Origin of the sequence: Rhodopila sp. (assembly GCF_035548095.1) — a bacterium.
Lineage (GTDB): Bacteria > Pseudomonadota > Alphaproteobacteria > Acetobacterales > Acetobacteraceae > Rhodopila.
In genome coordinates, this window is record NZ_DASZUV010000011.1 from 61,018 (window position 1) to 82,433 (window position 21,416).

At 65.9% G+C, this 21,416-nt stretch carries 24 protein-coding genes and 1 tRNA gene; 17 read left to right on the forward strand and 8 right to left on the reverse strand.

The annotated features are described in order from the left end of the window. Positions 1-89: 89 nt before the first annotated feature. Positions 90-1,715, forward strand: a complete 1,626-nt coding sequence (locus tag VHC04_RS09630; protein WP_325680481.1) for an ABC transporter substrate-binding protein — start codon at positions 90-92, stop codon at positions 1,713-1,715. 52 nt (positions 1,716-1,767) lie between these two features. Here the strand turns inward: VHC04_RS09630 and VHC04_RS09635 are convergent, their stop codons facing one another. Both VHC04_RS09635 and VHC04_RS09640 read right to left on the reverse strand, forming a co-directional pair. Then, complete coding sequence (locus tag VHC04_RS09635; RefSeq protein ID WP_325680483.1) at positions 1,768-3,258, reverse strand: bifunctional heptose 7-phosphate kinase/heptose 1-phosphate adenyltransferase; 1,491 nt, start codon at positions 3,256-3,258, stop codon at positions 1,768-1,770. Between the two features lie 153 nt (positions 3,259-3,411). Next, positions 3,412-4,125 carry a metallophosphoesterase family protein gene (locus VHC04_RS09640; protein ID WP_325680485.1) on the reverse strand — a complete coding sequence of 238 codons (714 nt, stop codon included), beginning with the start codon at positions 4,123-4,125 and terminating at the stop codon, positions 3,412-3,414. A 168-nt stretch (positions 4,126-4,293) separates the two neighbouring features. On the opposite strand from VHC04_RS09640, the gene VHC04_RS09645 reads away from it, so the two are divergent. The 3 genes from VHC04_RS09645 to VHC04_RS09655 are packed head-to-tail and all read left to right on the forward strand — an operon-like array spanning position 4,294 to position 6,451. Continuing rightward, complete coding sequence (locus tag VHC04_RS09645) at positions 4,294-5,034, forward strand: ABC transporter ATP-binding protein (RefSeq protein WP_325680487.1); 741 nt, start codon at positions 4,294-4,296, stop codon at positions 5,032-5,034. Beyond that, on the forward strand, positions 5,031-5,834 hold the full coding sequence (locus VHC04_RS09650; protein WP_325680489.1) for an ABC transporter permease: 804 nt from the start codon (positions 5,031-5,033) through the stop codon (positions 5,832-5,834). The genes VHC04_RS09645 and VHC04_RS09650 overlap by 4 nt, the downstream gene beginning before the upstream one ends. Beyond that, on the forward strand, positions 5,831-6,451 hold the full coding sequence (locus VHC04_RS09655; protein ID WP_325680491.1) for a histidine phosphatase family protein: 621 nt from the start codon (positions 5,831-5,833) through the stop codon (positions 6,449-6,451). Before VHC04_RS09650 ends, VHC04_RS09655 begins: the two co-directional genes overlap by 4 nt. Before the next feature lie 374 nt (positions 6,452-6,825). Here the strand turns inward: VHC04_RS09655 and VHC04_RS09660 are convergent, their stop codons facing one another. Continuing rightward, complete coding sequence (locus tag VHC04_RS09660) at positions 6,826-7,563, reverse strand: pyridoxine 5'-phosphate synthase (protein WP_325680493.1); 738 nt, start codon at positions 7,561-7,563, stop codon at positions 6,826-6,828. Positions 7,564-7,727: 164 nt separating this feature from the next. On the opposite strand from VHC04_RS09660, the gene VHC04_RS09665 reads away from it, so the two are divergent. The 10 genes from VHC04_RS09665 (at position 7,728) to VHC04_RS09710 (ending at position 16,659) form a co-directional block, all read left to right on the forward strand. Then, positions 7,728-8,972, forward strand: coding sequence for an RNA polymerase sigma factor (locus tag VHC04_RS09665; protein WP_325680495.1), 1,245 nt, complete (start codon positions 7,728-7,730; stop codon positions 8,970-8,972). Positions 8,973-9,085: 113 nt separating this feature from the next. Next, positions 9,086-9,502 carry a VOC family protein gene (locus VHC04_RS09670; protein WP_325680497.1) on the forward strand — a complete coding sequence of 139 codons (417 nt, stop codon included), beginning with the start codon at positions 9,086-9,088 and terminating at the stop codon, positions 9,500-9,502. A gap of 37 nt (positions 9,503-9,539) precedes the next feature. Beyond that, on the forward strand, positions 9,540-9,929 hold the full coding sequence (locus VHC04_RS09675; protein WP_325680499.1) for a YciI family protein: 390 nt from the start codon (positions 9,540-9,542) through the stop codon (positions 9,927-9,929). Between the two features lie 61 nt (positions 9,930-9,990). Beyond that, the gene (locus tag VHC04_RS09680; RefSeq protein WP_325680501.1) at positions 9,991-10,356 is read left to right on the forward strand and encodes a YciI family protein; all 366 of its coding nucleotides are present in this window, start codon (positions 9,991-9,993) and stop codon (positions 10,354-10,356) included. A 41-nt stretch (positions 10,357-10,397) separates the two neighbouring features. Next, positions 10,398-10,841, forward strand: a complete 444-nt coding sequence (locus tag VHC04_RS09685) for an SRPBCC family protein (protein ID WP_325680504.1) — start codon at positions 10,398-10,400, stop codon at positions 10,839-10,841. A 231-nt stretch (positions 10,842-11,072) separates the two neighbouring features. Continuing rightward, complete coding sequence (locus VHC04_RS09690; RefSeq protein WP_325680506.1) at positions 11,073-12,839, forward strand: ABC transporter substrate-binding protein; 1,767 nt, start codon at positions 11,073-11,075, stop codon at positions 12,837-12,839. Positions 12,840-12,843: 4 nt separating this feature from the next. Continuing rightward, a complete protein-coding gene (locus VHC04_RS09695; protein WP_325680508.1) occupies positions 12,844-13,848 on the forward strand; it encodes an ABC transporter permease in 1,005 nt (334 codons plus the stop codon). A gap of 3 nt (positions 13,849-13,851) precedes the next feature. Beyond that, a complete protein-coding gene (locus VHC04_RS09700) occupies positions 13,852-14,691 on the forward strand; it encodes an ABC transporter permease (RefSeq protein ID WP_325680510.1) in 840 nt (279 codons plus the stop codon). Continuing rightward, positions 14,688-15,665 carry an ABC transporter ATP-binding protein gene (locus VHC04_RS09705; protein WP_325680512.1) on the forward strand — a complete coding sequence of 326 codons (978 nt, stop codon included), beginning with the start codon at positions 14,688-14,690 and terminating at the stop codon, positions 15,663-15,665. The genes VHC04_RS09700 and VHC04_RS09705 overlap by 4 nt, the downstream gene beginning before the upstream one ends. 13 nt (positions 15,666-15,678) lie before the next feature. Continuing rightward, positions 15,679-16,659, forward strand: a complete 981-nt coding sequence (locus VHC04_RS09710) for an ABC transporter ATP-binding protein (protein WP_325680514.1) — start codon at positions 15,679-15,681, stop codon at positions 16,657-16,659. Between the two features lie 3 nt (positions 16,660-16,662). On the opposite strand, the gene VHC04_RS09715 is transcribed toward VHC04_RS09710, so the two are convergent. Beyond that, positions 16,663-17,196 (reverse strand): hypothetical protein, encoded by a 534-nt coding sequence (locus VHC04_RS09715; protein ID WP_325680516.1) that lies wholly within the window; start codon positions 17,194-17,196, stop codon positions 16,663-16,665. 175 nt (positions 17,197-17,371) lie between these two features. Then, entirely contained in the window at positions 17,372-17,599 is a 228-nt protein-coding gene (locus tag VHC04_RS09720; RefSeq protein WP_325680518.1) for a hypothetical protein, read from the reverse strand. Positions 17,600-17,822: 223 nt separating this feature from the next. On the opposite strand from VHC04_RS09720, the gene VHC04_RS09725 reads away from it, so the two are divergent. Both VHC04_RS09725 and VHC04_RS09730 read left to right on the forward strand, forming a co-directional pair. Next, positions 17,823-18,443 (forward strand): PEP-CTERM sorting domain-containing protein, encoded by a 621-nt coding sequence (locus VHC04_RS09725; protein ID WP_325680520.1) that lies wholly within the window; start codon positions 17,823-17,825, stop codon positions 18,441-18,443. A gap of 119 nt (positions 18,444-18,562) precedes the next feature. Further along, positions 18,563-18,781 carry a hypothetical protein gene (locus tag VHC04_RS09730; RefSeq protein ID WP_325680522.1) on the forward strand — a complete coding sequence of 73 codons (219 nt, stop codon included), beginning with the start codon at positions 18,563-18,565 and terminating at the stop codon, positions 18,779-18,781. Between the two features lie 28 nt (positions 18,782-18,809). Here VHC04_RS09730 and VHC04_RS09735 read toward each other — a convergent pair. The 3 genes from VHC04_RS09735 to VHC04_RS09745 all read right to left on the reverse strand — a co-directional run bounded on the left by VHC04_RS09735 (position 18,810) and on the right by VHC04_RS09745 (position 20,367). Further along, a tRNA-Met gene (locus VHC04_RS09735) sits at positions 18,810-18,884 on the reverse strand. Between the two features lie 54 nt (positions 18,885-18,938). Then, positions 18,939-19,721 carry a TerB family tellurite resistance protein gene (locus tag VHC04_RS09740; protein WP_325680524.1) on the reverse strand — a complete coding sequence of 261 codons (783 nt, stop codon included), beginning with the start codon at positions 19,719-19,721 and terminating at the stop codon, positions 18,939-18,941. 55 nt (positions 19,722-19,776) lie between these two features. Next, positions 19,777-20,367, reverse strand: coding sequence for a VOC family protein (locus tag VHC04_RS09745; RefSeq protein ID WP_325680526.1), 591 nt, complete (start codon positions 20,365-20,367; stop codon positions 19,777-19,779). A 168-nt stretch (positions 20,368-20,535) separates the two neighbouring features. On the opposite strand from VHC04_RS09745, the gene VHC04_RS09750 reads away from it, so the two are divergent. Further along, positions 20,536-21,336 (forward strand): putative hydro-lyase, encoded by an 801-nt coding sequence (locus tag VHC04_RS09750; protein ID WP_325680528.1) that lies wholly within the window; start codon positions 20,536-20,538, stop codon positions 21,334-21,336. The last annotated feature ends 80 nt before the right edge of the window (positions 21,337-21,416 follow it).

A 21,416-nucleotide genomic window follows, 5' to 3' on the forward strand; every position in this document is an offset into this window, starting at 1 on the left:
CAGGTACCCCGGACGGACGGCCCCCTGGCGCGGGTGTGGACAGGGCGTGGAAGTTCGGCAAAAACTCCGGACCAGGAGGACGTTCCAGCATGAAATCGGTCGGACGCCGCCGGCTGCTTGCCGGCACGGGCGCGGGCATCGTCGCGCTCAATATGCCCACCTTGGGAACCTCCGCCTTGGCCGCCCCCGCTGTCACGGCGAACGATCGCGACCGGGTGCTCCGGTTCATGCCGCAGGTCGACCTGGTCTCGCTCGATCCGCATTTCAGCATGACCAACGTGACCCGCAATCATGCCGGGCTGGTCTTCGATCAGCTCTATGGCACGGACTCGAAGCAGCAGGCCCAGCCGCAGATGGTCGAGGGTCATGTCATGGAGGATGGCGGCCGTCGCTGGACGCTGACCCTGCGGGAGGGGCTGCGCTTCCACGACGGTGAGCCCGTGCTGGCGCGCGATTGTGTGGCCAGCATCCGGCGTTGGGGGCGCCGCGACGTGCTGGGCGTCGAACTGCTGCGGATCAGCGACGAGATGACCGCGACCGACGATCGTACCCTGGTGTTCCGCTTCCGCCAGCCCTTTCCGAAGTTGCCGGAAGCCCTGGGCAAGCCGGGTGCCTTCATGCCGGCCATGATGCCGGAGCGGCTGGCGCTGACTGATCCCTATAAGCCGATTGCGGAAATCATCGGCAGCGGCCCGTTCCGCTATGTGGCCTCGGAACGGCTGCAGGGCGTGCGCAACGTATACGCCAGGTTCGATGGCTACGTGCCGCGCCCGAGCGGCGTGCCGGACCGGGCGGCAGGGCCGAAGATCGTGCATTTCGAGCGGGTGGTGTGGACCACCATGCCCGACCAGGGCGTCGCGCTGGCGGCGTTGCAGACGGGCGAGCAGGACTGGTGGGAATATGCCTCGCCGGACCTGCTGCCGCTGATCCGCCGCGATGCAAACCTGCGCGGTGAGGTGCTGGAGACCGAGGGCAACATGGCCTTCGTGCGGTTCAACCATTTGCAGCCGCCGTTCAACCGGCCGGAGATGCGGCGCGTCATCCTGCGCGCGCTGAACCAGGAGGACTTCACCGCGGCGCTGGGCGGTGGCAATCCGGAACTGCAACGGCCGGGCACCGGCTTCTTTCCGTTGGGCATGCCGGACTCGACACAGGCCGGCCTGAATACGCTGCAGCCGCGGTTCAGCGACGCCGAGGCGAAGGCGGCGCTGGCGGCGGCCGGCTATGGCGGGGAGAAGATCGTGCAGATCTCGCCCGGCGACTACCCGAACGTGAAGACGGCCAATGAAGTACTGGCCGACCTGCTGACGCGGATCGGTATCAACCTCGACTACATCAGCATGGATTGGTCATCGATGACACAGCGCGTGATCAACAAGGGGCCGCCCGAGACCAGTGGCTTCCATATCCATGCGCTGAATGTGCCATCGCTGTCGCTGGGCTCCGCGCTGGTGAATTCGCGGCTGCGTGGCACCGGGGCCGAGGAGTCCGGCTGGTACACCAGCCCGCGCTATGAGGCGTTGCGCGATGAATGGCTGGTCGCGGCGACCCCGTCGGATCGGGCACGGCTGAACGATGCGTTGCAACTGGAATGCCTGCAGAGCGTGCCGCTGGCGCCTGCCGGCATCACGCTGCAGCCGGCGGGCTGGCGCGCGGACCTGGAGGGGGTTCTGGGCGGCGTGCCCAAGTTCTGGAACGTGCGCCGCAAGGCGTAGGGCAGGGGACCGGACAGGGGACCGGGCCGGAAACCGGCCGCCCCGGCGGGCGTCACGCCTTGACCGGGGTCAGGTCCGCCGGCGGCAGATGATCCGCGATCCAGTCCACCAGTTGGACGCGGCCGCCCCAGGAGCGGACGAGGTCGGCACCCTCGACCTCCTCGATCGATTGCTTGCCGCCCTTGATCAGCACGTCGGGGCGCAGCGCCTCGATCAGCGCTTCGGGGGAGTCCTCATCGAACAGGCAGACCTCATCGACGCAGGCGAAACCGGCCAGCACGGCGGCGCGCGCGGCCTCGGGCTGTACCGGGTGCGGCAGACCGCGCAGCCGGCGGACGCTGGCATCGCTGTTCAGGCCGACGACCAGGCGGTCGCACCGGGCCCGAGCCTCTTCCAACAGGTGGATATGGCCCTGGTGAAGCAGGTCGAAGAAGCCGTTGGTAAAGCCGACGCGCCAGCCGCGGTGCCGCCAGCGCTCGGCCTGTTCCACCGCCTCATCGCGGGTGACGATTTTCCGAAGTGCACTGTTCTGCGGACTCAAGGCCGACAGCAGGTCGGATTCCCGCACCACCGACGGCCCGACCTTGCCGACCGAAATGCCGGCCGCGAGATTTGCCAGCCGCACCGCCACAGGCAGTTCCAGGTTGGCTGCCAGGGCGGCACCAAGTGCCGCCAGCGCGGTATCGCCGGCGCCGGAGACGTCATAGACGTCGGCGGCTTCGGCGGGGAAATGGGTCACCCGGCTCGCTTCCACCAGCGTCATGCCGTCATTGCCCCGCGTCACCACCACGGCGCCGAAGCCATGCGCCACCCGCAGGTGCTGGGCGGCGGCGACGATGGCTGCCTCGCTGTCGACTGGCATGCGGGAGGCAGCGGCAAGCTCCTGCCGGTTCGGCATCACGATGTCAGCGCCCGCGTAGCGGGCGAAGTCGCTGCCGCGCGGGTCCACGATCAGCTTCCGGCCGGCCTTGCGTGCCGCTTCCACCAGGCGTGGCGGAACATCGGCCGCCAGCACGCCCTTGCCGTAGTCGGAGAGGATCGTCACCGTCGTTGCGGCCATCGCATCCAGCGCGATACGCAGCATGCGGTCGGCCAGCTTGGGATGGATCGGGTCCGTTTGCTCCCTGTCCGCGCGCAGCAATTGCTGGCCGGATGCGATCAGCCGCGTCTTCAGCGTGGTCGTGCGGCCCCCTTGCACCAGCAGCCAGGGTTCCACATTCGGCTGTCCGCCGATCAGCCCGGTGAGGTCGGAACCGGCCTGGTCGTCGCCAACCACCGAGATGAATGCCGTCGCCGCGCCCAGCGCCGTCAGGTTGCGCACGACATTGCCGGCGCCGCCCGGCAGCGCGACCTCTCGGTCGATCGCCAGGATCGGCACCGGCGCTTCCTGGCTGATCCGCGTCACCTCCCCATAGGTGTAGCGGTCCAGCATGACGTCGCCGATCACCAGCACATTGGTATGCGACAACCGCCGGACGGCCGCCGCGAGATCAGGCTGCGTCTCATCCGTTCGAGGCCCGGTACCCGGGGTGATCTGATTCATTAAACCCGCCGTAACAAGGCTGTCGTCAAGGTGCAACCCATCTTCGCGTGCGTCCCTGTCGAGGCGCAAGAAAAGACCTTGCAGTTTCGTAAAATAGTGCGGCGGACCCGATGATAGCGGTCAACACATTCTGTCAACACTCGGTGACGCTGATCACGTCTGGATGAAGCCCAGACGGTCCTCCTCCAGCACCGCGCAGGTCAGCGCTCCGCCCAGGACGGCACCGGTGTCGATGGCAATACGGTTGCGCAACACGATCGGCTCCCGCTTCGGCGTGTGACCGTGCACGACAACGAAGCCGTGATCGGCGCCCGATGACAGGAACGGTTCGCGGATCCACAGCATGTCCTGCTTCGTCTGACGCTGCAGGGGCAGACCGGGGCGGATGCCGGCATGGACAAACAGATAGGGAGGCACCATCAGCCGGAGATCCAGAGTCCGCAGGAAGGCCTGGTGATGCTCTGGAATGCGCGCGCCCCATTCGGCCGGCGCGACGGAGCGGGGGATGCCCCAACTCATTAACGAATCCGCTCCACCGTTGGCCAGCCATTGGGACGCGGCCTCTGGCGTGCCGTCCAGCGCGGCCAGCATCATGTCTTCATGGTTGCCCATCAGATTGACGATGCGGCTGGCCGGCACCGGCGGTCCCGCCAGCAGCCAATCGACGACCTGCGCGCTGTCGGTCCCACGATCGATGTAATCACCGAGGTGCACCAGCGTGACATCGTCGCACGGCCGCTCGTCCATATCCTCGGCGATCGCCTCATGCATCGCGACCAGGCGATCAACGCAGCCATGGATGTCACCGATGGCATAAATCCGCTGGCCGGCGGGCAGTGCAGCAGGGGCCGGGAGGAAGTCGGTCATGCCATTTGTCTAATCCAGCGCGGGGCGGCAGCCAAACGAAGTCGCGGCCGGTCCAAAGAATCTTCCGCCGCCTTACCGGCGCTCTGCAAGGCATCCCGGGATCATTCCCGGCACGCTTGCCGCGGCGCTCTCTTGGCTGACGCCCCGTCGCCCCTTATTGCAGGCGCCATGAGCGTCATTCAGGTCGAGCAACTGACGAAGCGGTACGGCGATGTACTGGCGGTGGACGGCATCGATTTCACTGTCGCCCAGGGCCAGACCGTCGGCCTGTTGGGCGGCAACGGCGCCGGCAAAACCACCACCATCGCCATGCTGCTGGGTTTGCTGATCCCGACGGCCGGGCGCATCCGCATCCTGGGCCATGACATGGCAACCAATCGCTTTGCCGCCCTGGCTCGGATGAATTTTTCCTCGCCCTATGTTTCCCTGCCGCACCGGCTGACCGTGCGGCAGAACATGCGTGTCTACGGCAACCTGTACAACGTTCGCGGTCTGGACCGGCGCATTGCGGAGCTGTCGGCGGAACTGGACCTGGGTGCGATCCTGGACCGCCCGGCCGGCCAGCTCTCGGCCGGGCAGAAGACCCGGGTCGCCCTGGCCAAGGCGCTGATCAACCGGCCCGAGGTGCTGCTGCTGGACGAACCCACCGCCAGCCTTGACCCCGACACCGGCGATCTCGTGCGCTCCTGGCTGGAGCGTTACCGGACGGAGACCGGCTGCACGATCCTGCTGGCGAGCCACAACATGGCGGAGGTGGCGCGGCTGTGTTCGCATGTGCTGATGCTGAAGAAAGGGCGGGTGGTGGATAGCGGCAGCCCCGAGGCGCTGCTGGCGCGCTATGAACGCGAGGATCTGGAGGAGGTTTTCCTCGACATCGCTCGTGATCGCCGCCAGGCGGTGGACGCATGACCGCTGCCGCCCGCCGCGTCTGGGGCCTGATGTATCGGCATCTGGCGCTGTACCGCTCCTCGTGGCCCCGACTGCTGGAGCTGGCGTACTGGCCGATCCTGCAGATGTGCATCTGGGGCTTCACGGCCAGCTTCCTGGCCAGCCGCATGGGCTCCGGCACCGGTGCGCTGGCCGCCGCCGCGCTGCTGGGCGGCGTGCTGCTGTGGGAGGTGACGCTGCGCAGCCAGATGGGCATGTCGATCTCCTTCCTGGAGGAGATCTGGTCGCGCAACCTGGGCCACATCTTCGTCAGTCCGCTTCGCCCGTCCGAGATGATCGTCGCGCTGATCGGCATGTCGATCATCCGCATGCTGCTGGGCGTGGTGCCGGCGATCCTGCTGGCCTGGGCGTTCTATGCCTTCAACCTGTTCGCCCTGGGGCCGGTGCTGGTGCTGTTCTTCGCCAACCTGATGATCTTCGGCTGGGCGGTGGCGCTGAGCGTCGTGTCGCTGGTGCTGCGTCATGGCGCAGGGGCGGAGCCTCTGGCCTGGGGCGTGCTGTTCGGGCTGGCACCGTTCTCGGCGGTGTTCTACCCCGTCTCGGTCCTGCCGATGGCGGTGCGCTGGATCGCCTGGCTCCTGCCCACCAGCCATGTGTTCGAAGGCATGCGCGGCGTGCTGATGCACCAGGAGGTGCTGTGGGCTCACCTGGCAGCGGCCTTCGCCTTGAACATCGTGTGGCTGTGCGGCGCCGTGGCCCTGTTCAACTGGCAGTTCCGCCAGGCCAGGATCAGCGGCGCGCTGGTCAGCATGGGGGAATGATGGAAACGAATTTCTGGCTGATCCGCCACGCCCTGGTGGATGAGAATGCTCGGGCCTTCCTGTACGGCGTGATGGACGTGCCCCTGTGCGAGCCCACGCTGCTGGAACAGGCGCCGATGTACCGGGCGCTGGCTGCCAGGCTGCCGCGCCCGGCGACGTGGCTGGTTACCCCGCTGAGTCGCACCCGCCGCACCGCCGAGACCATCTTCGCGCATGGCTATCCCGCCCAGCCCTTGCAGGTGGAGGCCGGCCTGATCGAGCAGTCCCTGGGCGAATGGCAGGGCCTGCCCCATGCCGAGCTGCCGCCTCGGCTGGCGTTGCCGAAACACGCATTCTGGCCGTTGGCGGGGCACGAGAAGCCGCCAGGGGGCGAAAGCATGGCGGAGGTGATCGCGCGGGTCGGCGAGGCGATGGAGCGGCTGGCGGTGGATCACGCGGGGCGGGACGTCGTGATCATCAGCCATGGCGGCGCGATCCGCGGCGCGGTGGCGCATGCGCTGGGCATCGGCCCGGATAACGCGCTGCACATGGCGGTCCAGAACCTGGGCCTGACCCGGCTGGAACACACCCCCGAGGGCTGGCGCGTGGTCTGTGTGAACGAGCTGCCGGGGTACTGATCCCCGTCGTCATCATTGGCGAAGGCCCCAGCACCCACGCCTTGCCGCCGAAGGTCGTAGCTCGGGGTGTGTTTCGATGCGGCAAGGTGTCGCCGGCGGCGGAGTCCGCACTCGCCGCGACGGACAGCAATGGCGATTGCTCAGCATCAAAATCACGTGGCGATAGAGCGCGATCGCCTGAAGCCGGCGGTTGGAGGGCGTGAATCGCGCTCTTGAATGGCGATAGAGCGCGATCGCCTGAAGCCGGCGGTTGGAGGGCGTGAATCGCGCTCTTGGACTGGCGATAGAGCGCGATCGCCCGAAGCCGGCGGTTGGAAGGCGTGAATCGTGCTCTTGGACTGGCGATAGAGCGCGATCGCCGACCCTATCATGCTTCAGTCCCGCAGCGCCTCCACATAAGCCGCCACTGCGGCGCCGAAGCCGCGCTCCAGGGCATCCGCCGTCAGCTCGTGCCCGATCGAGGCCTCGTGCAGGTGCGGCAGCGCCTCGCACAGCGGCGGGAGATTGTGCAGGTTCAGGTCATGGCCGGCATTCACCATCAGGCCGGCTTGCCGCGCCGCCGCGCCGGTGGCAGCGATGGCCTGCAGGACCGGTGCGTGGGTACCCTGCCGGAACGCCTCGGCATAGGGGCCGGTGTAGATCTCGATCCCATCGGCGCCGCTGGCCTGGACGCGTGGGATCACCGTGGGATTGGCGTCGACGAACAGGATCACGCGCCCGCCCAGGGCCTTCACCCGGGCGATGTACGGCTTCACCAGCGCCATCTGTCTATCATCGAGTTGCCAGCCCTGGTCGGAGGTGAAGGCGTCGGGGGCATCGGGAACCAGGGTGGTCTGCTCCGGCGTCACCTGTTGCAGGAGACCGAACAGGCGGTCGTCAGGATAGCCCTCGATGTTGAACTCGATGGCAGGGCGGTGCGGTTTCAGCAGCTCCGCCAGCATCGGCACGTCGGAGGCTCTGATATGCCGCTCATCCGGGCGGGGATGGATGGTCAGGCCCTGGGCTCCGAATTCCAGCGCCAGGTGACCGAAGCGTTTGACGTCGGGCACACCGGTGTGGCGGCTGTTCCGCAGGAGGGCAATCTTGTTGAGGTTGACGCTGAGACGAGCCATGGGGCAGGCGTAGCGCGGTCGCGGAGGCAGGGCAATGACAGGGAATGGCGGGATGGCGCTCCAACATATCATGCCTGTCGCCGGCAGGTCCGCACCTGTCCGGTTCGGGACCTGCTCTATCCATTCGCCACGGGGTTACAGCCGGTTCGCGGAGTGGCCGATACATGCCGGTTAGCGACGCGCTTGAGGATATCTATCGCCGCGATGGCCGAAAGGTCTTCGCCACGCTGGTTCGACTGCTGGGTGGTTTCGATCCGGCCGAGGAGGCGCTGCATGATGCGTTCCGCATCGCCGCCGATCGCTGGCCGACCGAGGGTGTGCCGCGCAACCCGGTCGCCTGGCTTGTCTCGGCCGGCCGGTTCCGGGCGATCGACCGGATGCGCCGAGAGCGGCGGCTCGTATCGCTGGACGACGCGGTCGACGCGGTTGAGGCGGAACCCGATCCGGCGGCCTTGCCCGGGGAGCAGGATGGCCTGGAAGACGATCAGCTGCGCCTGATCTTCACCTGCTGCCACCCAAGCCTCGCCGAGGAAGCGCGCATTGCCTTGACCTTGCGGGAGGTATGCGGGCTGGCGACCGAGGCGATCGCGCGTGCCGTCCTCGTAACACAGTCGGCGCTGGCCCAGCGGATCGTGCGGGCAAAGGCGAAGATCCGCGATGCGCGGATTCCCTATCACGTTCCGGATGCGGATGAGCTGCCGGAACGGCTGCCGAGCGTGCTGCGGGTGATCTATCTGATCTTCAACGAAGGGTATGCGCCATCGTCGGGAGAGAGGGCCACCAACCCGACGCTTTCGCGGGAAGCGATCCGGTTGGCGCGCCTGCTGCGGACCCTGCTGCCGGAACCAGAGGTGGCCGGTCTGCTCGGGCTTATGCTGCTCCAGGAGTCCCGACGGATGGCGCGCGAGGCGGCGGCGGGCGCTTTCATCAGCCTGGAGGAGCAGGATCGGACACTGTGGGATCGTGCCGCGATCGCCGAGGGCCAGGCTCTGGTCGAACAGGCGCTGCGTTCCGGCCGTATCGGCAGCTATACGCTGCAGGCTGCGATCGCCGCCGTGCATGGTGACGCGCGGTCCTGGGCCGACACCGACTGGACGCAGATCGTTGGACTGTACGACGCGCTGCTGCGCCTGGAGCCGTCGCCCGTGATCGCGCTGAACCGGGCGGTCGCGGTCGCCATGCGGGACGGGGCCGTGACGGGACTGGCGCTGATCGATGAGCTGATGCGCCTTCCGGAGCTTGCGCAGTACGTGCCGGGCCATGCCGCGCGCGCCGATCTGTGCCGGCGCGCGGCGCGCTATGACGAGGCGCGGGATGCCTACCGCAAGGCCCTGGCCCTGTCCGACCAACAGCCGGCGATCCGCTACTTCCAGCAGCAGCTGGATCGCCTGCCCGTGCCTGGCGGTTGAGCCCGCGCCCCGCGCCCCGGGAAAAAATTTGCCGACGCTGTCGAAAACCCGGCGTGCCGTTCGACCAGAAGTGCCAGGCATGACCGCCGGCACTTCCAGAGGGGACATGGACGATGGGCAAGCTGATTTTCGTCAACCTGCCGGTGACCGACCTGAAACGGTCGATCACGTTTTATGAGGCGGTAGGCGCCACGAACAATCCGCAATTCACCGACGACACGGCGGCCTGCATGGTATTTTCCGAAACAATCCATGTCATGCTGCTTACGCACGACAAATGGCGCCAGTTTACCGCCAGACCCATCGTTGACGCCCATGCAAGTGCGCAGGTCATGTTATGCCTGTCGGAAAACAGTCGTGATGCCGTTTCAGCCGTGATCGACAAGGCGGTGAAGGCCGGCGGCAAGGCGGACCCGACACCTGTACAGGCGTTCGATTTCATGTACGGCCGCAGTTTTGAGGATCCTGACGGCCACATCTGGGAGGTGATGTGGATGAATCCCGCCGCGGCACCGCCGCATTCCGCGTAATCCCGGACTGTCCGGAACGAACGGAGGATCAAGGACCATGAAGTATCTCTGCCTGGTTTATCTTGATGAAGCGCATTGGAGCGCATGCCCCGATCAGGATTGCTTTGCCTTCGCCAGCGGGCTGGCGGAGAGCGGGCGGCTGGTGGCCGCGGAGCCGCTGCATCCGCCGCACACGGCGACGACCGTGCGGGTCCGCAACGGCCGGGCCACGATGTATGACGGACCCTTTGCCGAGACGAAGGAGTTGTTGGCGGGCTTCTATCTTGTGGACGCGAAGGATCTCAACGAGGCGCTGACCATTGCCACCCGGATTCCACCGGCAAAATACGGCAGCATCGAAGTCCGTCCGGTGCGCGCACTCGACGTTGCGGCATATCGCTCCTTTTCGCCTGAAGTGACGCCTTCGCCGGGGATGATGCCGGGCTGAGCGTCGCGGGGCGTCCGGTCCGATCGCGTTTCCATGAAATCCGATATGGGAAAGAAACAGAATGACCACGATCAACACCTATCTGGCCATCTTCACGGGCAGCAGGAGCAGCCCGGCCATGCAGGCCTGGATGGCACTACCCGAAGACAAGCGCCGCGTCAGGGAGCGTGAGGGCCTGGCCGCCTGGCACGCCTGGGCCAAACGGCATGAAGGCGCGATCGCCGTCATGGGTGGCCCGCTGGGCAAGACGAAGAAGGCGTCGGCAGGCGGCATCGAGGACGTGAGCAACCAGATGGGGGGCTTTGTCGTGGTGCGGGCTGATTCGCACGACGCCGCTGCGAAGCTGTTCGAGAACCACCCGCATTTCTCGATCTTTCCTGGAGAAGCGGTGGAGATCATGCCGGTCCTGCCCATCCCGGGCATCTGACCGGCGGCTGCCCGTGTCACACAATGAAGGGAAACAGCATTATGCCAAGCACCGTTCGTCTGCACCGCGTGCTCCGCACCAGTCCGGAGAAGGTCTACCGCGCATTTCTGGAAGCGGACGCGCTGTCCAAGTGGCTGCCGCCGGATGGGTTCGCCGCCTCGGTCCATCACCTGGAACCCAAGGTCGGCGGCACGTTCAAGATGTCCTTCCGCAACTTCACGACGGGCAACAGCCACGCCTTCAGCGGCGACTATCTCGAACTCGTCCCGGGCGAGCGCCTGCGATACACGGACAGGTTCGACGACCCGGCTCTGCCCGGCGAGATCGTGGTGACCGTGGTGCTGAAGAAAGTATCCGTCGGCACGGAGCTGGATATTGTCCAGGCAGGAATCCCGGACATCATTCCGCAGGAGGCTTGCTATCTCGGCTGGCAGGAATCGCTGCGCAACCTCGCGAGGCTGGTCGAGCCCGATATCCCGCAATAGCGCAACGCGGGTACCGTCGCGCCGGAGTCCGTGCGTCCGTTGTTTGCAAACCGACTCCCGGCTCCCGCGCCTCGTCGCGTTGCACCGCGATGCCTGCCCCGGCTTGGGAGCGGAAATCCCGAACGGATACCACAAACCCCGCTTGACACTCCGCATCCGAAAGCGCTGCAGTCCCGATCAAACAAATGAAGGCGGTGCTCCGTAGCGCGCTGCCGAATCGGAGGAAGCGGGATGACGAAGGACGGGCTGCCGGTGGACCGGCGGACGGTTTTGACCGGCGGCTTGGCCACCGCCGCCAGCGTGATGTTGCCAGCCACTGTCATTCCCGCGCCGGCGCTGGCCGACCTGCCGCAGATCCCCCGCGAAAAGACCATGGTGCTGATCGGCATCAACGCGCGCGACGGACGCTGGGTCGATTATGAGCTGTGGAATCCCTATGCCATCGGCTCCAACCACCAGAACGGCATCAACCTGATCTATGAGCCGCTGGCCTACTACTCGGCCTTCGCCAACAAGATGTATATGTGGCTGGCGGAAGGCTATGAATACGCGCCCGACTTCAAGAAGCTGACCATCAAGACCCGCCCCGGCATCACCTGGAGCGACGGGACGCCGTTCAGTGCCGAGGACGTTGCCTATACCTTCAATACGCTGCGCGACCTTGGGCCGAAGGCGAAATGGGGCATCGATGTCAACCAGGCCCTGCAGGAGGCTGTGGCGACGGACCCCAACACCGTTGTGATGACGTTCAAGATTCCTTCGCCGCGCTTCTTCTTCTTCACCACCTATAAATTCGACATCGGCGTGCCGATCGTTCCGAAACATATCTTCCAGGGCCAGGACTGGCCTAGCTTCAAGCATTTTGACGCCGCCAAGGGCTGGCCAGTCACCACGGGCCCGTGGAAGGTCGCCGAGGCATCGTTGCAGCAGAAAGTATTCGACCGGCGCGACAGATGGTGGGCGGCGGAGCGGAAGCTGGCGCCGATGCCCGAGATTCTGCGGAGTATCTGGCTGCCCTTCGTGGCGGAACAGCAATCGGCGCAGGCGATGATCACCAATCAGGTGGACATGGGCGGCGTCATCCAGCCGGCGACCTTCCCCACCGTGATCCGGCAGAACGCCAAGATCACCACCTATACCGGCCAGCAGCCGCCCTATGGCTATGTCGATTGGTGGCCGATCTCCCTGTACCTCAACAACGAGGACAAACCCTACGACGACCGGGACGTGCGCTGGGCGATCAGCCATTACATCGACCGCAAGCAGATCGTCGATGTCGGCTATCTGGGCGCGGCCTCGGTGTCGTCGCTGCCGATGCCCCCCTATCCGCCGCTGCAGCCTTATTTCGATGTCGTTAAGGACCTGCTGGCGAAACATGATACGCTCGCCTTTGACCCGAAGAAGGGCGATGCCCTGCTGGAGGCAAAAGGCTTCAAAAAGAGCGGCGACGCCTGGATGAAGCCGGACGGTTCGCCGCTGACGCTGGAGATCATCGGCTTCGGCGGCTCCGGTCCCGCGATCGGGCCGGTGCTGTCGCAGATGCTGAAGCGCCGCGGCGTCGCCGCCTCGATCGGGCTGCCACCGAACTTCGACGACCGGTTCCAGAAGGGCCAGTACACTGGCGCGATCTACGGCCATGGCGGCAGCATCCGGGAACCGTACGACACGCTGCGCCTGTACCAGGGCAAGAGCATCGCCGTGCCGGGCGCGCATCTGGTGAATTTCAGCCGCTGGCGGAACACCGACTTCGATAAGATCGTCGATGAGGTCTACATCACCGATCCGACCAATGTGCCGAAGCTGAAGGACCTGTTCCGCGCGGCGATGGAGATCTGGCTGCCCGACCTGCCGGATGTGCAACTGGTGCAGAACTATCACCGTATCCCGCTGAACACCATGCGCTGGACCAACTGGCCCGGTACCGACAACGCCTATATCAACACCGCGTCCTGGCACCTGACCTTCCCGCTGGTCCTGTGGAACCTGAAGCCGGCCTGAGCGTATGAGCCTGCTCTACATCGCCAGGCGTTTCGGCGTGTTGCTGGTCATCATCTGGCTGGCGGCCACGCTGAACTTCTTCCTGCCACGCCTGTCCGGCGACGATCCGGTCCGCAACAAACTCCTCGAACAGGCATCGCTCGGCGGTTACGCGCAGGCAGGTATCGAGGATATGGTGAAGGTCTACCAGAAGCAGTTTGGCCTGGACCGGCCGCTGTATGAACAATACCTGACCTATATCGAAAATGTTGCGCACGGCGATCTGAATTACTCCATCGCCAATTACCCCCGCACCGTGGTGGCGATGATTGGCGAGGCGCTACCCTGGACCATCGGCCTGCTGGGCCTGACCACGGTGATATCCTTCGCCTTGGGCACGTTCCTGGGCGCGTTGCTGGCCTGGCCCGGAGCACCGCGCTGGTTGCAATGGGTCATGCCGCCACTCTGGGCGCTGCACGCCATCCCGTTCTTCCTGCTGGGTCTCGTGCTGATGTGGCTGCTGGCCTTCCAGGCGCAGATCCTGCCGATCTTCGGCGGCTACAGCCCCGGCGCCAAACCCGGCTGGACGCCCGGCTTCATCCTGGATGTGCTGCGCCATGCGGTGCTGCCGTCGCTGTCGATCATCCTGGTCTCGGTCGGCGGCTGGGCACTGGCGATGCGCGGCATGATGGTGACGACGATGGGCGAGGACTACGTCACCTTCGCCGAGGCGAAAGGGCTGCGCAGCCTGAGCATTTTCACCCGCTACTGCATGCGCAATGCCATCCTGCCGCAGACCACGGCGCTGGCCTTGGCGCTTGGGCAGATCCTGTCCGGCGCGGTGCTGGTGGAGGTGATCTTCGGCTATCCCGGCCTGGGCGCGCTGCTGTTTCAGGCCATCCAGGAGAATGATTTTTTTCTGATCCAGGGTATCGTCTTCACCGTGATCGTCGGGCTGGGTTTCGCGACCTTCCTGCTGGACATCCTGTATCCGTGGCTCGACCCGCGCATTTCCTACCGGCGGGGCTAGGCGATGCGACGCTATCTTCGCCGCAACACGTCGCTGATGGTCGGGCTGGTGCTGCTGGGCCTGCTGGCGCTGTTCATGATCGTCGGCGCATTGACGGTCGATACGTCGAACGCACAGGCCCTCTCGGTCCCGGCATTGCAGCCACCGTCCTGGGACTACCCGTTCGGCACGGACCGCCAGGGACGGGACTTGCTGGCGGTGATGGTCGCCGGCACGCCGTTGACCCTGCGCATCGGCTTCATTGCCGGCTTCTTCGGCGTCGGCATCGGCGCGGTGCTGGCCTTCACCGCCGCCTATTACCGTGGCTGGGTGGACACCGTGATTCGCGGCGTCGCCGATATCGGCCTGACGGTGCCGGGCCTGCTAGTGCTGATCATCATCGCCGTGTCGATCAAAAGCCTGCTGACGGTGAATGAGATGGCGCTGATCGTCGCTTCGCTGGCCTGGCTGAACCCGACGCGCACCATCCGTTCCCAGGTCCTGACGTTACGCGAACGCGGCTTCGTGGAGATTGCCCGCCTGAACGGCCTGTCCGGCCCCGAAATCATCTTCCAGGAGCTGATGCCGAACCTGCTGCCCTATCTGGCGGCGACCCTGGTGGCCAGCGTGTCCTCGGCCATCCTCGCCTCGGTCGGGCTGGAAGTGCTCGGCCTGGGGCCGGTGGAGGCACCGACCCTGGGCATGACCTTGTATTGGGTGAACTTCAATGCGGCGATCATCAACGGCTGGTGGTGGTGGTGGCTTGCGCCGCTGGTGGTGATCCTCGTCGTGTTCCTGGGTCTGTTCTTCCTGACCGTCGGCCTGGACGAGATCGCCAATCCCCGGTTGCGGCGGGCGGCATGACCGTTGCGGCGCGCGATATGAACGACACGATCCTGCGCGTAGACCGGCTGCGCGTCGCCTATGACCATCCGCTGGGTGCGGTGCGCGCGGTGGATGAGGTGAGCTTCTCCCTCCGCCCGCATGAGCGGTTCGGCCTGGCCGGCGAGTCCGGATCGGGCAAGTCCACCATGTCGCTGGCAATCCTGCGCATGATCAAGCCACCCGGCCGGATCGAGGGCGGGGAAGTCTGGCTGGGCGACATCGCCCTGTCCACCCTCTCCGCCGACGCGATGCGCGCGCTGCGCCTGGCCGGGATCGCAATGGTGCCGCAGGGCTCGATGAACTCGCTGAACCCGGTGGTGCGCATTCGCGACCAGATCCGCGACGCTCTCGCCGATCATGGCCTGACACCGGGCCGGCGGGCACTGGACGAACGGGTGGCGGGGTTGTTGACCCAGGTCGGGTTGCCGGCGGATGTGGCGGGGAAATATCCGCATGAGCTGTCCGGCGGGATGAAGCAGCGCGCCTGCATCGCCATCGCCATCTGCCTGCGTCCGAAGGTGATCATTGCCGATGAGCCGACCAGCGCGCTTGATGTCGTGGTGCAGAAGCAGGTGATGCAGACCCTGGGCCGGGTACAGCAGGATCTGGGGGCGGCGATCATCCTGGTGGGCCACGACATGGGCCTGATGGCGCAGTTCGTCGATCGCCTGGGCATCATGTACGCCGGCCGGCTGGTGGAGGTGGCGCCGATCCGCACCATCATCACCGCGCCACGCCATCCTTATACGCGGATGCTGATCGACAGCCTGCCTTCCCTGGACCATCGCGGCGGCTTGCGCGGCATTCCCGGCCTGGCGCCGCTGCTGCGTGAACTGCCCGCCGGCTGCGCGTTCCATCCGCGCTGCCCGCAAGCGGTGGAGCGCTGCCGGACCGAGAAGCCGGCTGTCAGGCCGATGGGACCGGACGCCACTGTCGCATGTCATCTCGCATGACGGACCACGCGGCATGAGCGCCTTGATCGAGCTGCGGACGGTCGGGAAAACCTTTTCCGGTGGCAAGGTGGCGCTGGAAGACGTTTCTCTGGCGTTGCAGGAGGACCAGCCGCGTTTCATCGCCGTGGTGGGGGAAAGCGGCAGCGGCAAGACAACGCTGGCCCGCCTGCTGCTGGGCATGATCGAGCCGACCACCGGAACGGTACGCTATCGTGGCGAGGACCTGGCCGGCCTGTCAGGTGCGCGCCGCAACGCGTTTCGACGCGAGGTGCAGGCGGTGTTCCAGGACCCGTACGAGGTCTACAACCCGTTCTACCGTGTCGATCACGTATTGACCACGCCGGTGCGGAAGTTCCGCCTGGCAGCGACCCGGACCGAGGGCAGGGGGCTGATCGAGGCCGCGCTGCGCTCCGTCGGCCTGCGGCCGGAGGAAATCCTGGGCCGCTATCCGCACCAGCTCTCCGGCGGGCAGCGGCAGCGTATCATGGTGGCGCGGGCGCTGCTGCTGCGGCCGCGGTTGATCGTGGCGGACGAACCCGTTTCGATGGTGGACGCGTCGTTACGGGCAACGATCCTGAGCAGCCTGCGCCGGTTGCATGAGGAGATGCGGATCTCGATCCTGTACATCACCCATGACCTGGCCACCGCGTATCAGGTGGCGGACTCGATCATCGTGCTGTATCGCGCCGCCGTCGCCGAGGCCGGCCATGTCGAACGGGTGGTGAAGGCGCCGCTGCACCCATATACCCAGTTGCTGATCGGTTCGATCCCGCTGGTCAGTACGGAACGAAGCTGGGTCGAGGACAAGCCCGCGGCTGGCCGCCCTGGTGGTGCGGGGTGCCATTTCGCCGATCGCTGCCCATCGGCGATGGATCACTGCCTGTCCGCCGCGCCTTCGCTGTTCCAGGTCGCACCGGACCACGCCGCCGCCTGCTTTTTGCGCGCAGACGCGCCGGCCCTGGCCGAGGGGGCGCTGTCGTCGGTGCTGGGATAGGGATCAGGACCGCTTGTCTGGCTGCAGATGGATCAGCAGATAGGTCTTGCCGTTGAAGTCACGGAACCTGATCTGCCCGAGCATGACGCCGGTACTGGTCATGACCTCGGTGCGGCAGGCGTTGGCGGTGAAATGCGGTGCCGCCACGTCCAGGATCTTGGATCGGAGCCCGTGCGATCCGGGGTCCTGCTCCAACGTCGCGCGCACATCATCCGGCGTGGTGGCGGCGCACTGACTCTCTTCCTGTGCCAGGCGTTCCTGATCGGCGGCGGCCTTGGCCTCGGCGCGCTTGCGGGCAGCTTCCGCCTCGGCGGCCTGGCGCCTGCGATAGGCTTCGGCGGCGCGCGCCTGGGCAGCGAGACAGCTTGGGTCGGGCGGCTGCGGCTGCATCATGTAGCCGGGTACCGGCAGCGGCCGGCAGTCGGGACCCAGTGCCACCTGCGCGGAGGCGGGGACGGCAGAACCGAGGACGGCGAGGCCGAAAGGGGCGAGGCCAAAGGGGGCGAGTGAAGAGAGCAGGAGGCGGGCGTTTTTCATTCCGGCAGTATCATGGGACGGAGCTGGCCGGGTCAATCTCCGCCTTCGGCCGCCATCACGCAATTCGCGCCTCTCGGCCGTCACTCCGGTCAAGCTCAACGACATTACGCCTGGGCAGAATGCGGCGATCCAGCGAAATGATTTCGGTGAACCACACTCTGGTGAGAGAGCGGGTTCAACGCGTGACCACCAGGACGTCCGGTCGGCTCGCCACGGCATCAGGCGCGGCACCGAGCGGGTGAGGGGAGACGTGCCATGCGAGAAGCGCCAGGGCGATGACAACGCCCACCGCCAGCGAGCCGGTCAGGTAGCCATGGTTGCCGCCCAGATCGGAAAAATCGTGAAGGTCCGGGGTCCGCAAGGCGTCGGGCGGCGGCGGTTTGTCAGGATCGCGAACGGTCATGGTCGCCTCCGTATCGGGGATCATCCCAAGAACAGGTGCTTTCTGCCGCCTTTTGCCATGTCTCGTACAAGGGTTCGGGCGGTTCCGACGCTTTTTCCGCTGAATCCGTACCGCGTCCGCGCAATCTGTACCTTGCCCGCTGGTGAAAGGATTGCCCGCCTCATCGGCCGGTGGGCATGCTGCGGCACCTGGACCAACCGACGTTATTCACAGGAACCGACCCATGAAACGCGCTGCCGTGTATCTCGTCGCCATGCTGGGCTCGCTGATGGTCGCCGGCGGCGCGGAAGCGGTGCCAATCACCTACACGGAGACGGGAATCGGCAGCGGTACGTTGGGCGCGACGTCTTTCACCAACAAGACGCTGACCATAACCCTGCAGGGCGATACGTCGAACGTGACGGCCGACGGCAGCGGGTTTCAAAATACCCAAATCACCGCCACGCTCAGTATCGATGGCTTCGCCCCGGTCGAGCTTTATGGTATCTCGATCGAAACAGGTGCCCAATATACAGAAACGTTTAATTTCGAAGCCATCGCCATCATAGGGAGCGGCGGCGGCAGCCTTGACGGAGCATCAATCTTTCTTCCTGGAACGGCGGTTCAGGCCTATGACCTCGTCAGTCCGATCGATGTCACTTTCGACGGTGTGGTCATAAACTCGCCATCCGACGGCCATTTCGAAACGTCGGGCGGAGCCTTCCAACTGAACAATGGTGGCTACGTTTCAGTCTCATTTGTCTCCGCGCCGGAGCCGACTTCACTGAGCTTGGTCATCGGCGGATGTCTGGGACTCATCGCGCTACGCCGCGGGCGGCGTCGTCGGCCGCTGTTTCCGGGATAAGCATGCGCGGCGCGATGCGAAGAGTGCCAAAGACAAAAGCCCAACGCGTCCTCACTATCCGCCGGGCGGTGCTGTGCTGACAGTCCTCTGCATCCTGAAGCCGGGCTGGAGGGTTGTTTGTGTGGCGCGAACTGAAACGCCGCCGCGAGCTGGGCAAGGGTGGCGCCGATGACCATACCCGCACGGATCTGCGCGGCACTGCCAGATTCAAAGCAACACCGCTGTCCCGTGAAGTCCGTCAAAAGGTCACCACGGTCGAGGCGATCGTGCCGCCTGGGGCAGCGTGGTGGAAAACGCCGACCGCCAAACGAAGGGAAGGCAAAGTGCCAAACGCCTGAAAGCGGCCGGGCCAACCCACTGCAAAGATGGTAGCGGCGGACGGATTTGAACCGCCGACCAAGGGATTATGATTCCCCTGCTCTACCGCTGAGCTACGCCGCCATCCAGTCGGGAGGCGGCGACATACCGCCAGCCCGCTCCGCCGTCAACCGCTTCCTACAATCCCCGTTCGCGCTTGATCCGGTCCCAGGCCGCGTTGATCCGCGCCACCTTCTGGCTGGCGCGCGCGACGAAATCCGCCGGCACGCCGCGCGCGGCCAGGGAATCCGGATGGTTCTCCCGCATCAGCGTCTTCCAGGCCGCCCGCAATTCCTCACCGCTGGCCGAGCGGCTGACGCCCAGTTCGCGATAGGGGTCGGGCTCGTCCAGGCCGGGCGCGGCGCGGGATTGCCCGCCCGCCGCCCGTTCCCACGCCACGGCGTCCAGCCCCATGTGCCGGTGCACCTGACGTAAAAACGCCTGCTCCTTGCCGTTCAGGGGTCCGTCCGCGCGGGCGATGACGAACAGCGCCCGCAGCACGTCTTCCAGCAATCCGCGATTATCGGCGAAACTCTCGCCAAGCTGGGCGGCATAGGGCTCGAAGGATTCGGCCGTATCGCGCGCGTTGTCGAACAGCCTGGCGATATTGCGCGCGGAATCCGGGGGGATGCGAAAGCTGGCCTTGAACGCGTCGATCTCGCCGCGCTTGACCGGACCATCCACCTTGCTGAGCTTGGCGGCCAGGACGGTAACGGCGATGGCGAACACCTCATCCCGCCGCCCCATCAGGCCGGCGACGCGGATCGGGTTCAACGTCCCATCCGCGCCGAACGGCAGCTTGAACCCGCCGATCGCTCCGGAATCCGCGGCGTGGCCCAGGGCAGCGCCGATCACCGCGCCGGCCGGCCCCGCCATGAAGAAACCGGCCGTGCTGCCGATCACCTTACCCCAATAACCCATTGGCCGACGCTACCACGCCGGCCGATCGCGCCGCAAAGCACGAACGCGTATCCGTTCAGCTGCCCGCCGAGAAGGGATCAGCCGGGGAACGGCCAGTCAGGGAGGGATCAGCCAGGGAGGGGTCAGCCAGCCGCGTATCCTGGCCCAGCATCGGATCGGCGATCGCATCCTCCAGGCTGCGGGCACCCTTCCACTGGTCGGCAGGACGAGATGCCTCGCCGCGGCCGATCTGGTCGATACCCCAGTAGACCTCCAGCCGGTACCCGTCCGGATCGCGGAACTCCACCGCGATCTGCACGCCGGCGCGGCGCCGCCCGTCGAAATCGATCGGTACATTGTGTGCGCGCAGATGGGCGCGGGCGCGGAAAACGTCATCCAGCGTGGGAACCTCAAACGCCATGTGATGCATCCCGGCACCGGGCGGGCAGGTCCCGGTCGCCTTGAACAGCGCCACCCCGTGATGGTCCCGGTTCAACCGCAGAAACACCGCCCCGCTCGGCTGCATCTCCTCGGGGTAGACATCCGACACCTCGAACCCCAGTACCTCGGTATAGAAGCGCCGCGACCGGTCGATATCGGCCACATGCAGCGCGACATGGCCGATCTTGGTCATCGTGAAGGGTGGGTGGGGTGACATGTCTGACATGGGTGCTTCCTCCTCTGCGAGAGCCTGCGGCTTCTTTTGGCCGGCCGCGCCGTATCCGGTCATGGAACGTCGGGTCCGCGTCGATTGGATACGCCCGGCCAACGGCGACATATCGTCCATCGGCGATGCGCGATATAAGCCTGACGGAAAGTTTGACGGAGAGCCAGGATGAACGCCATCACCGATCTGCGTCCCCAGGCCGGCGAGCAGGAGCGGCGGCGTATCCGCTCCGGTGCCTTCACCGGGCCCACCGCCGGGCTGGCGCCGGGCAACGTGCAGGCCAATCTGGTGATCCTGCCCAAGGCCCTGGCACACGATTTCCTGCGCTTCGCCCAGGCCAACCCTAAGCCGTGTCCGGTCCTGGCGGTCTCCGAGGCAGGGGATCCCGGCTTTCCCACGCTGGGCGCCGATCTGGACGTTCGCACCGACATCCCGCGCTATCGCGTCTGGCGGAACGGCGAACTTGTATCGGAGCCCACCGATGTGCGGGATGTCTGGCGCGAGGACCTGGTCAGCTTCGCCATCGGCTGCTCCTTCTCCTTCGAAGAGGCGCTGGTCGAGGATGGGATCGAAGTCCGTCATATCGCCTGCGGCAGCAATGTGCCGATGTATCGCACCACTATCCCCTGCGTGCCGGCCGGCGTCTTCCACGGTCCTCTGGTCGTTTCCATGCGGCCGCTGAAGCCGAAGGATGCGATCCGCGCGGTACAGATCACCTCCCGCTTTCCGTCGGTGCACGGCGCGCCGGTGCATCTGGGGTTGCCCGAAATGATCGGCATCGCCGACATCGCCAAGCCGGACTACGGCGACGCGGTACCGATCGCGGCGGACGAGTTGCCGGTGTTCTGGGCCTGCGGCGTCACGCCTCAGGCGGTCATCGCCCAGGCCAAGCCGGCGTTCTGCATTACCCACGCGCCCGGCTGCATGCTGATCACCGACCTGCGGAACACCAGCCTGTCGGCCCTCTGACCGATGCGGCGCCGTCCCGATCCGGGCCGGCGCATCCCGGCTCTGGTCCGGGTCGTGCCGCCATCGGTGTCATCATGAGC

Bases quoted from the DNA above. Each gene is read 5' to 3' on its own strand.
- VHC04_RS09630 (WP_325680481.1), top strand. From the start codon at position 90: ATGAAATCGGTCGGACGCCGCCGGCTGCTTGCCGGCACGGGCGCGGGC.
- VHC04_RS09635 (WP_325680483.1), bottom strand. From the start codon at position 3,258: ATGAATCAGATCACCCCGGGTACCGGGCCTCGAACGGATGAGACGCAG.
- VHC04_RS09640 (WP_325680485.1), bottom strand. From the start codon at position 4,125: ATGACCGACTTCCTCCCGGCCCCTGCTGCACTGCCCGCCGGCCAGCGG.
- VHC04_RS09645 (WP_325680487.1), top strand. From the start codon at position 4,294: ATGAGCGTCATTCAGGTCGAGCAACTGACGAAGCGGTACGGCGATGTA.
- VHC04_RS09650 (WP_325680489.1), top strand. From the start codon at position 5,031: ATGACCGCTGCCGCCCGCCGCGTCTGGGGCCTGATGTATCGGCATCTG.
- VHC04_RS09655 (WP_325680491.1), top strand. From the start codon at position 5,831: ATGATGGAAACGAATTTCTGGCTGATCCGCCACGCCCTGGTGGATGAG.
- VHC04_RS09660 (WP_325680493.1), bottom strand. From the start codon at position 7,563: ATGGCTCGTCTCAGCGTCAACCTCAACAAGATTGCCCTCCTGCGGAAC.
- VHC04_RS09665 (WP_325680495.1), top strand. From the start codon at position 7,728: ATGCCGGTTAGCGACGCGCTTGAGGATATCTATCGCCGCGATGGCCGA.
- VHC04_RS09670 (WP_325680497.1), top strand. From the start codon at position 9,086: ATGGGCAAGCTGATTTTCGTCAACCTGCCGGTGACCGACCTGAAACGG.
- VHC04_RS09675 (WP_325680499.1), top strand. From the start codon at position 9,540: ATGAAGTATCTCTGCCTGGTTTATCTTGATGAAGCGCATTGGAGCGCA.
- VHC04_RS09680 (WP_325680501.1), top strand. From the start codon at position 9,991: ATGACCACGATCAACACCTATCTGGCCATCTTCACGGGCAGCAGGAGC.
- VHC04_RS09685 (WP_325680504.1), top strand. From the start codon at position 10,398: ATGCCAAGCACCGTTCGTCTGCACCGCGTGCTCCGCACCAGTCCGGAG.
- VHC04_RS09690 (WP_325680506.1), top strand. From the start codon at position 11,073: ATGACGAAGGACGGGCTGCCGGTGGACCGGCGGACGGTTTTGACCGGC.
- VHC04_RS09695 (WP_325680508.1), top strand. From the start codon at position 12,844: ATGAGCCTGCTCTACATCGCCAGGCGTTTCGGCGTGTTGCTGGTCATC.
- VHC04_RS09700 (WP_325680510.1), top strand. From the start codon at position 13,852: ATGCGACGCTATCTTCGCCGCAACACGTCGCTGATGGTCGGGCTGGTG.
- VHC04_RS09705 (WP_325680512.1), top strand. From the start codon at position 14,688: ATGACCGTTGCGGCGCGCGATATGAACGACACGATCCTGCGCGTAGAC.
- VHC04_RS09710 (WP_325680514.1), top strand. From the start codon at position 15,679: ATGAGCGCCTTGATCGAGCTGCGGACGGTCGGGAAAACCTTTTCCGGT.
- VHC04_RS09715 (WP_325680516.1), bottom strand. From the start codon at position 17,196: ATGAAAAACGCCCGCCTCCTGCTCTCTTCACTCGCCCCCTTTGGCCTC.
- VHC04_RS09720 (WP_325680518.1), bottom strand. From the start codon at position 17,599: ATGACCGTTCGCGATCCTGACAAACCGCCGCCGCCCGACGCCTTGCGG.
- VHC04_RS09725 (WP_325680520.1), top strand. From the start codon at position 17,823: ATGAAACGCGCTGCCGTGTATCTCGTCGCCATGCTGGGCTCGCTGATG.
- VHC04_RS09740 (WP_325680524.1), bottom strand. From the start codon at position 19,721: ATGGGTTATTGGGGTAAGGTGATCGGCAGCACGGCCGGTTTCTTCATG.
- VHC04_RS09745 (WP_325680526.1), bottom strand. From the start codon at position 20,367: ATGTCAGACATGTCACCCCACCCACCCTTCACGATGACCAAGATCGGC.
- VHC04_RS09750 (WP_325680528.1), top strand. From the start codon at position 20,536: ATGAACGCCATCACCGATCTGCGTCCCCAGGCCGGCGAGCAGGAGCGG.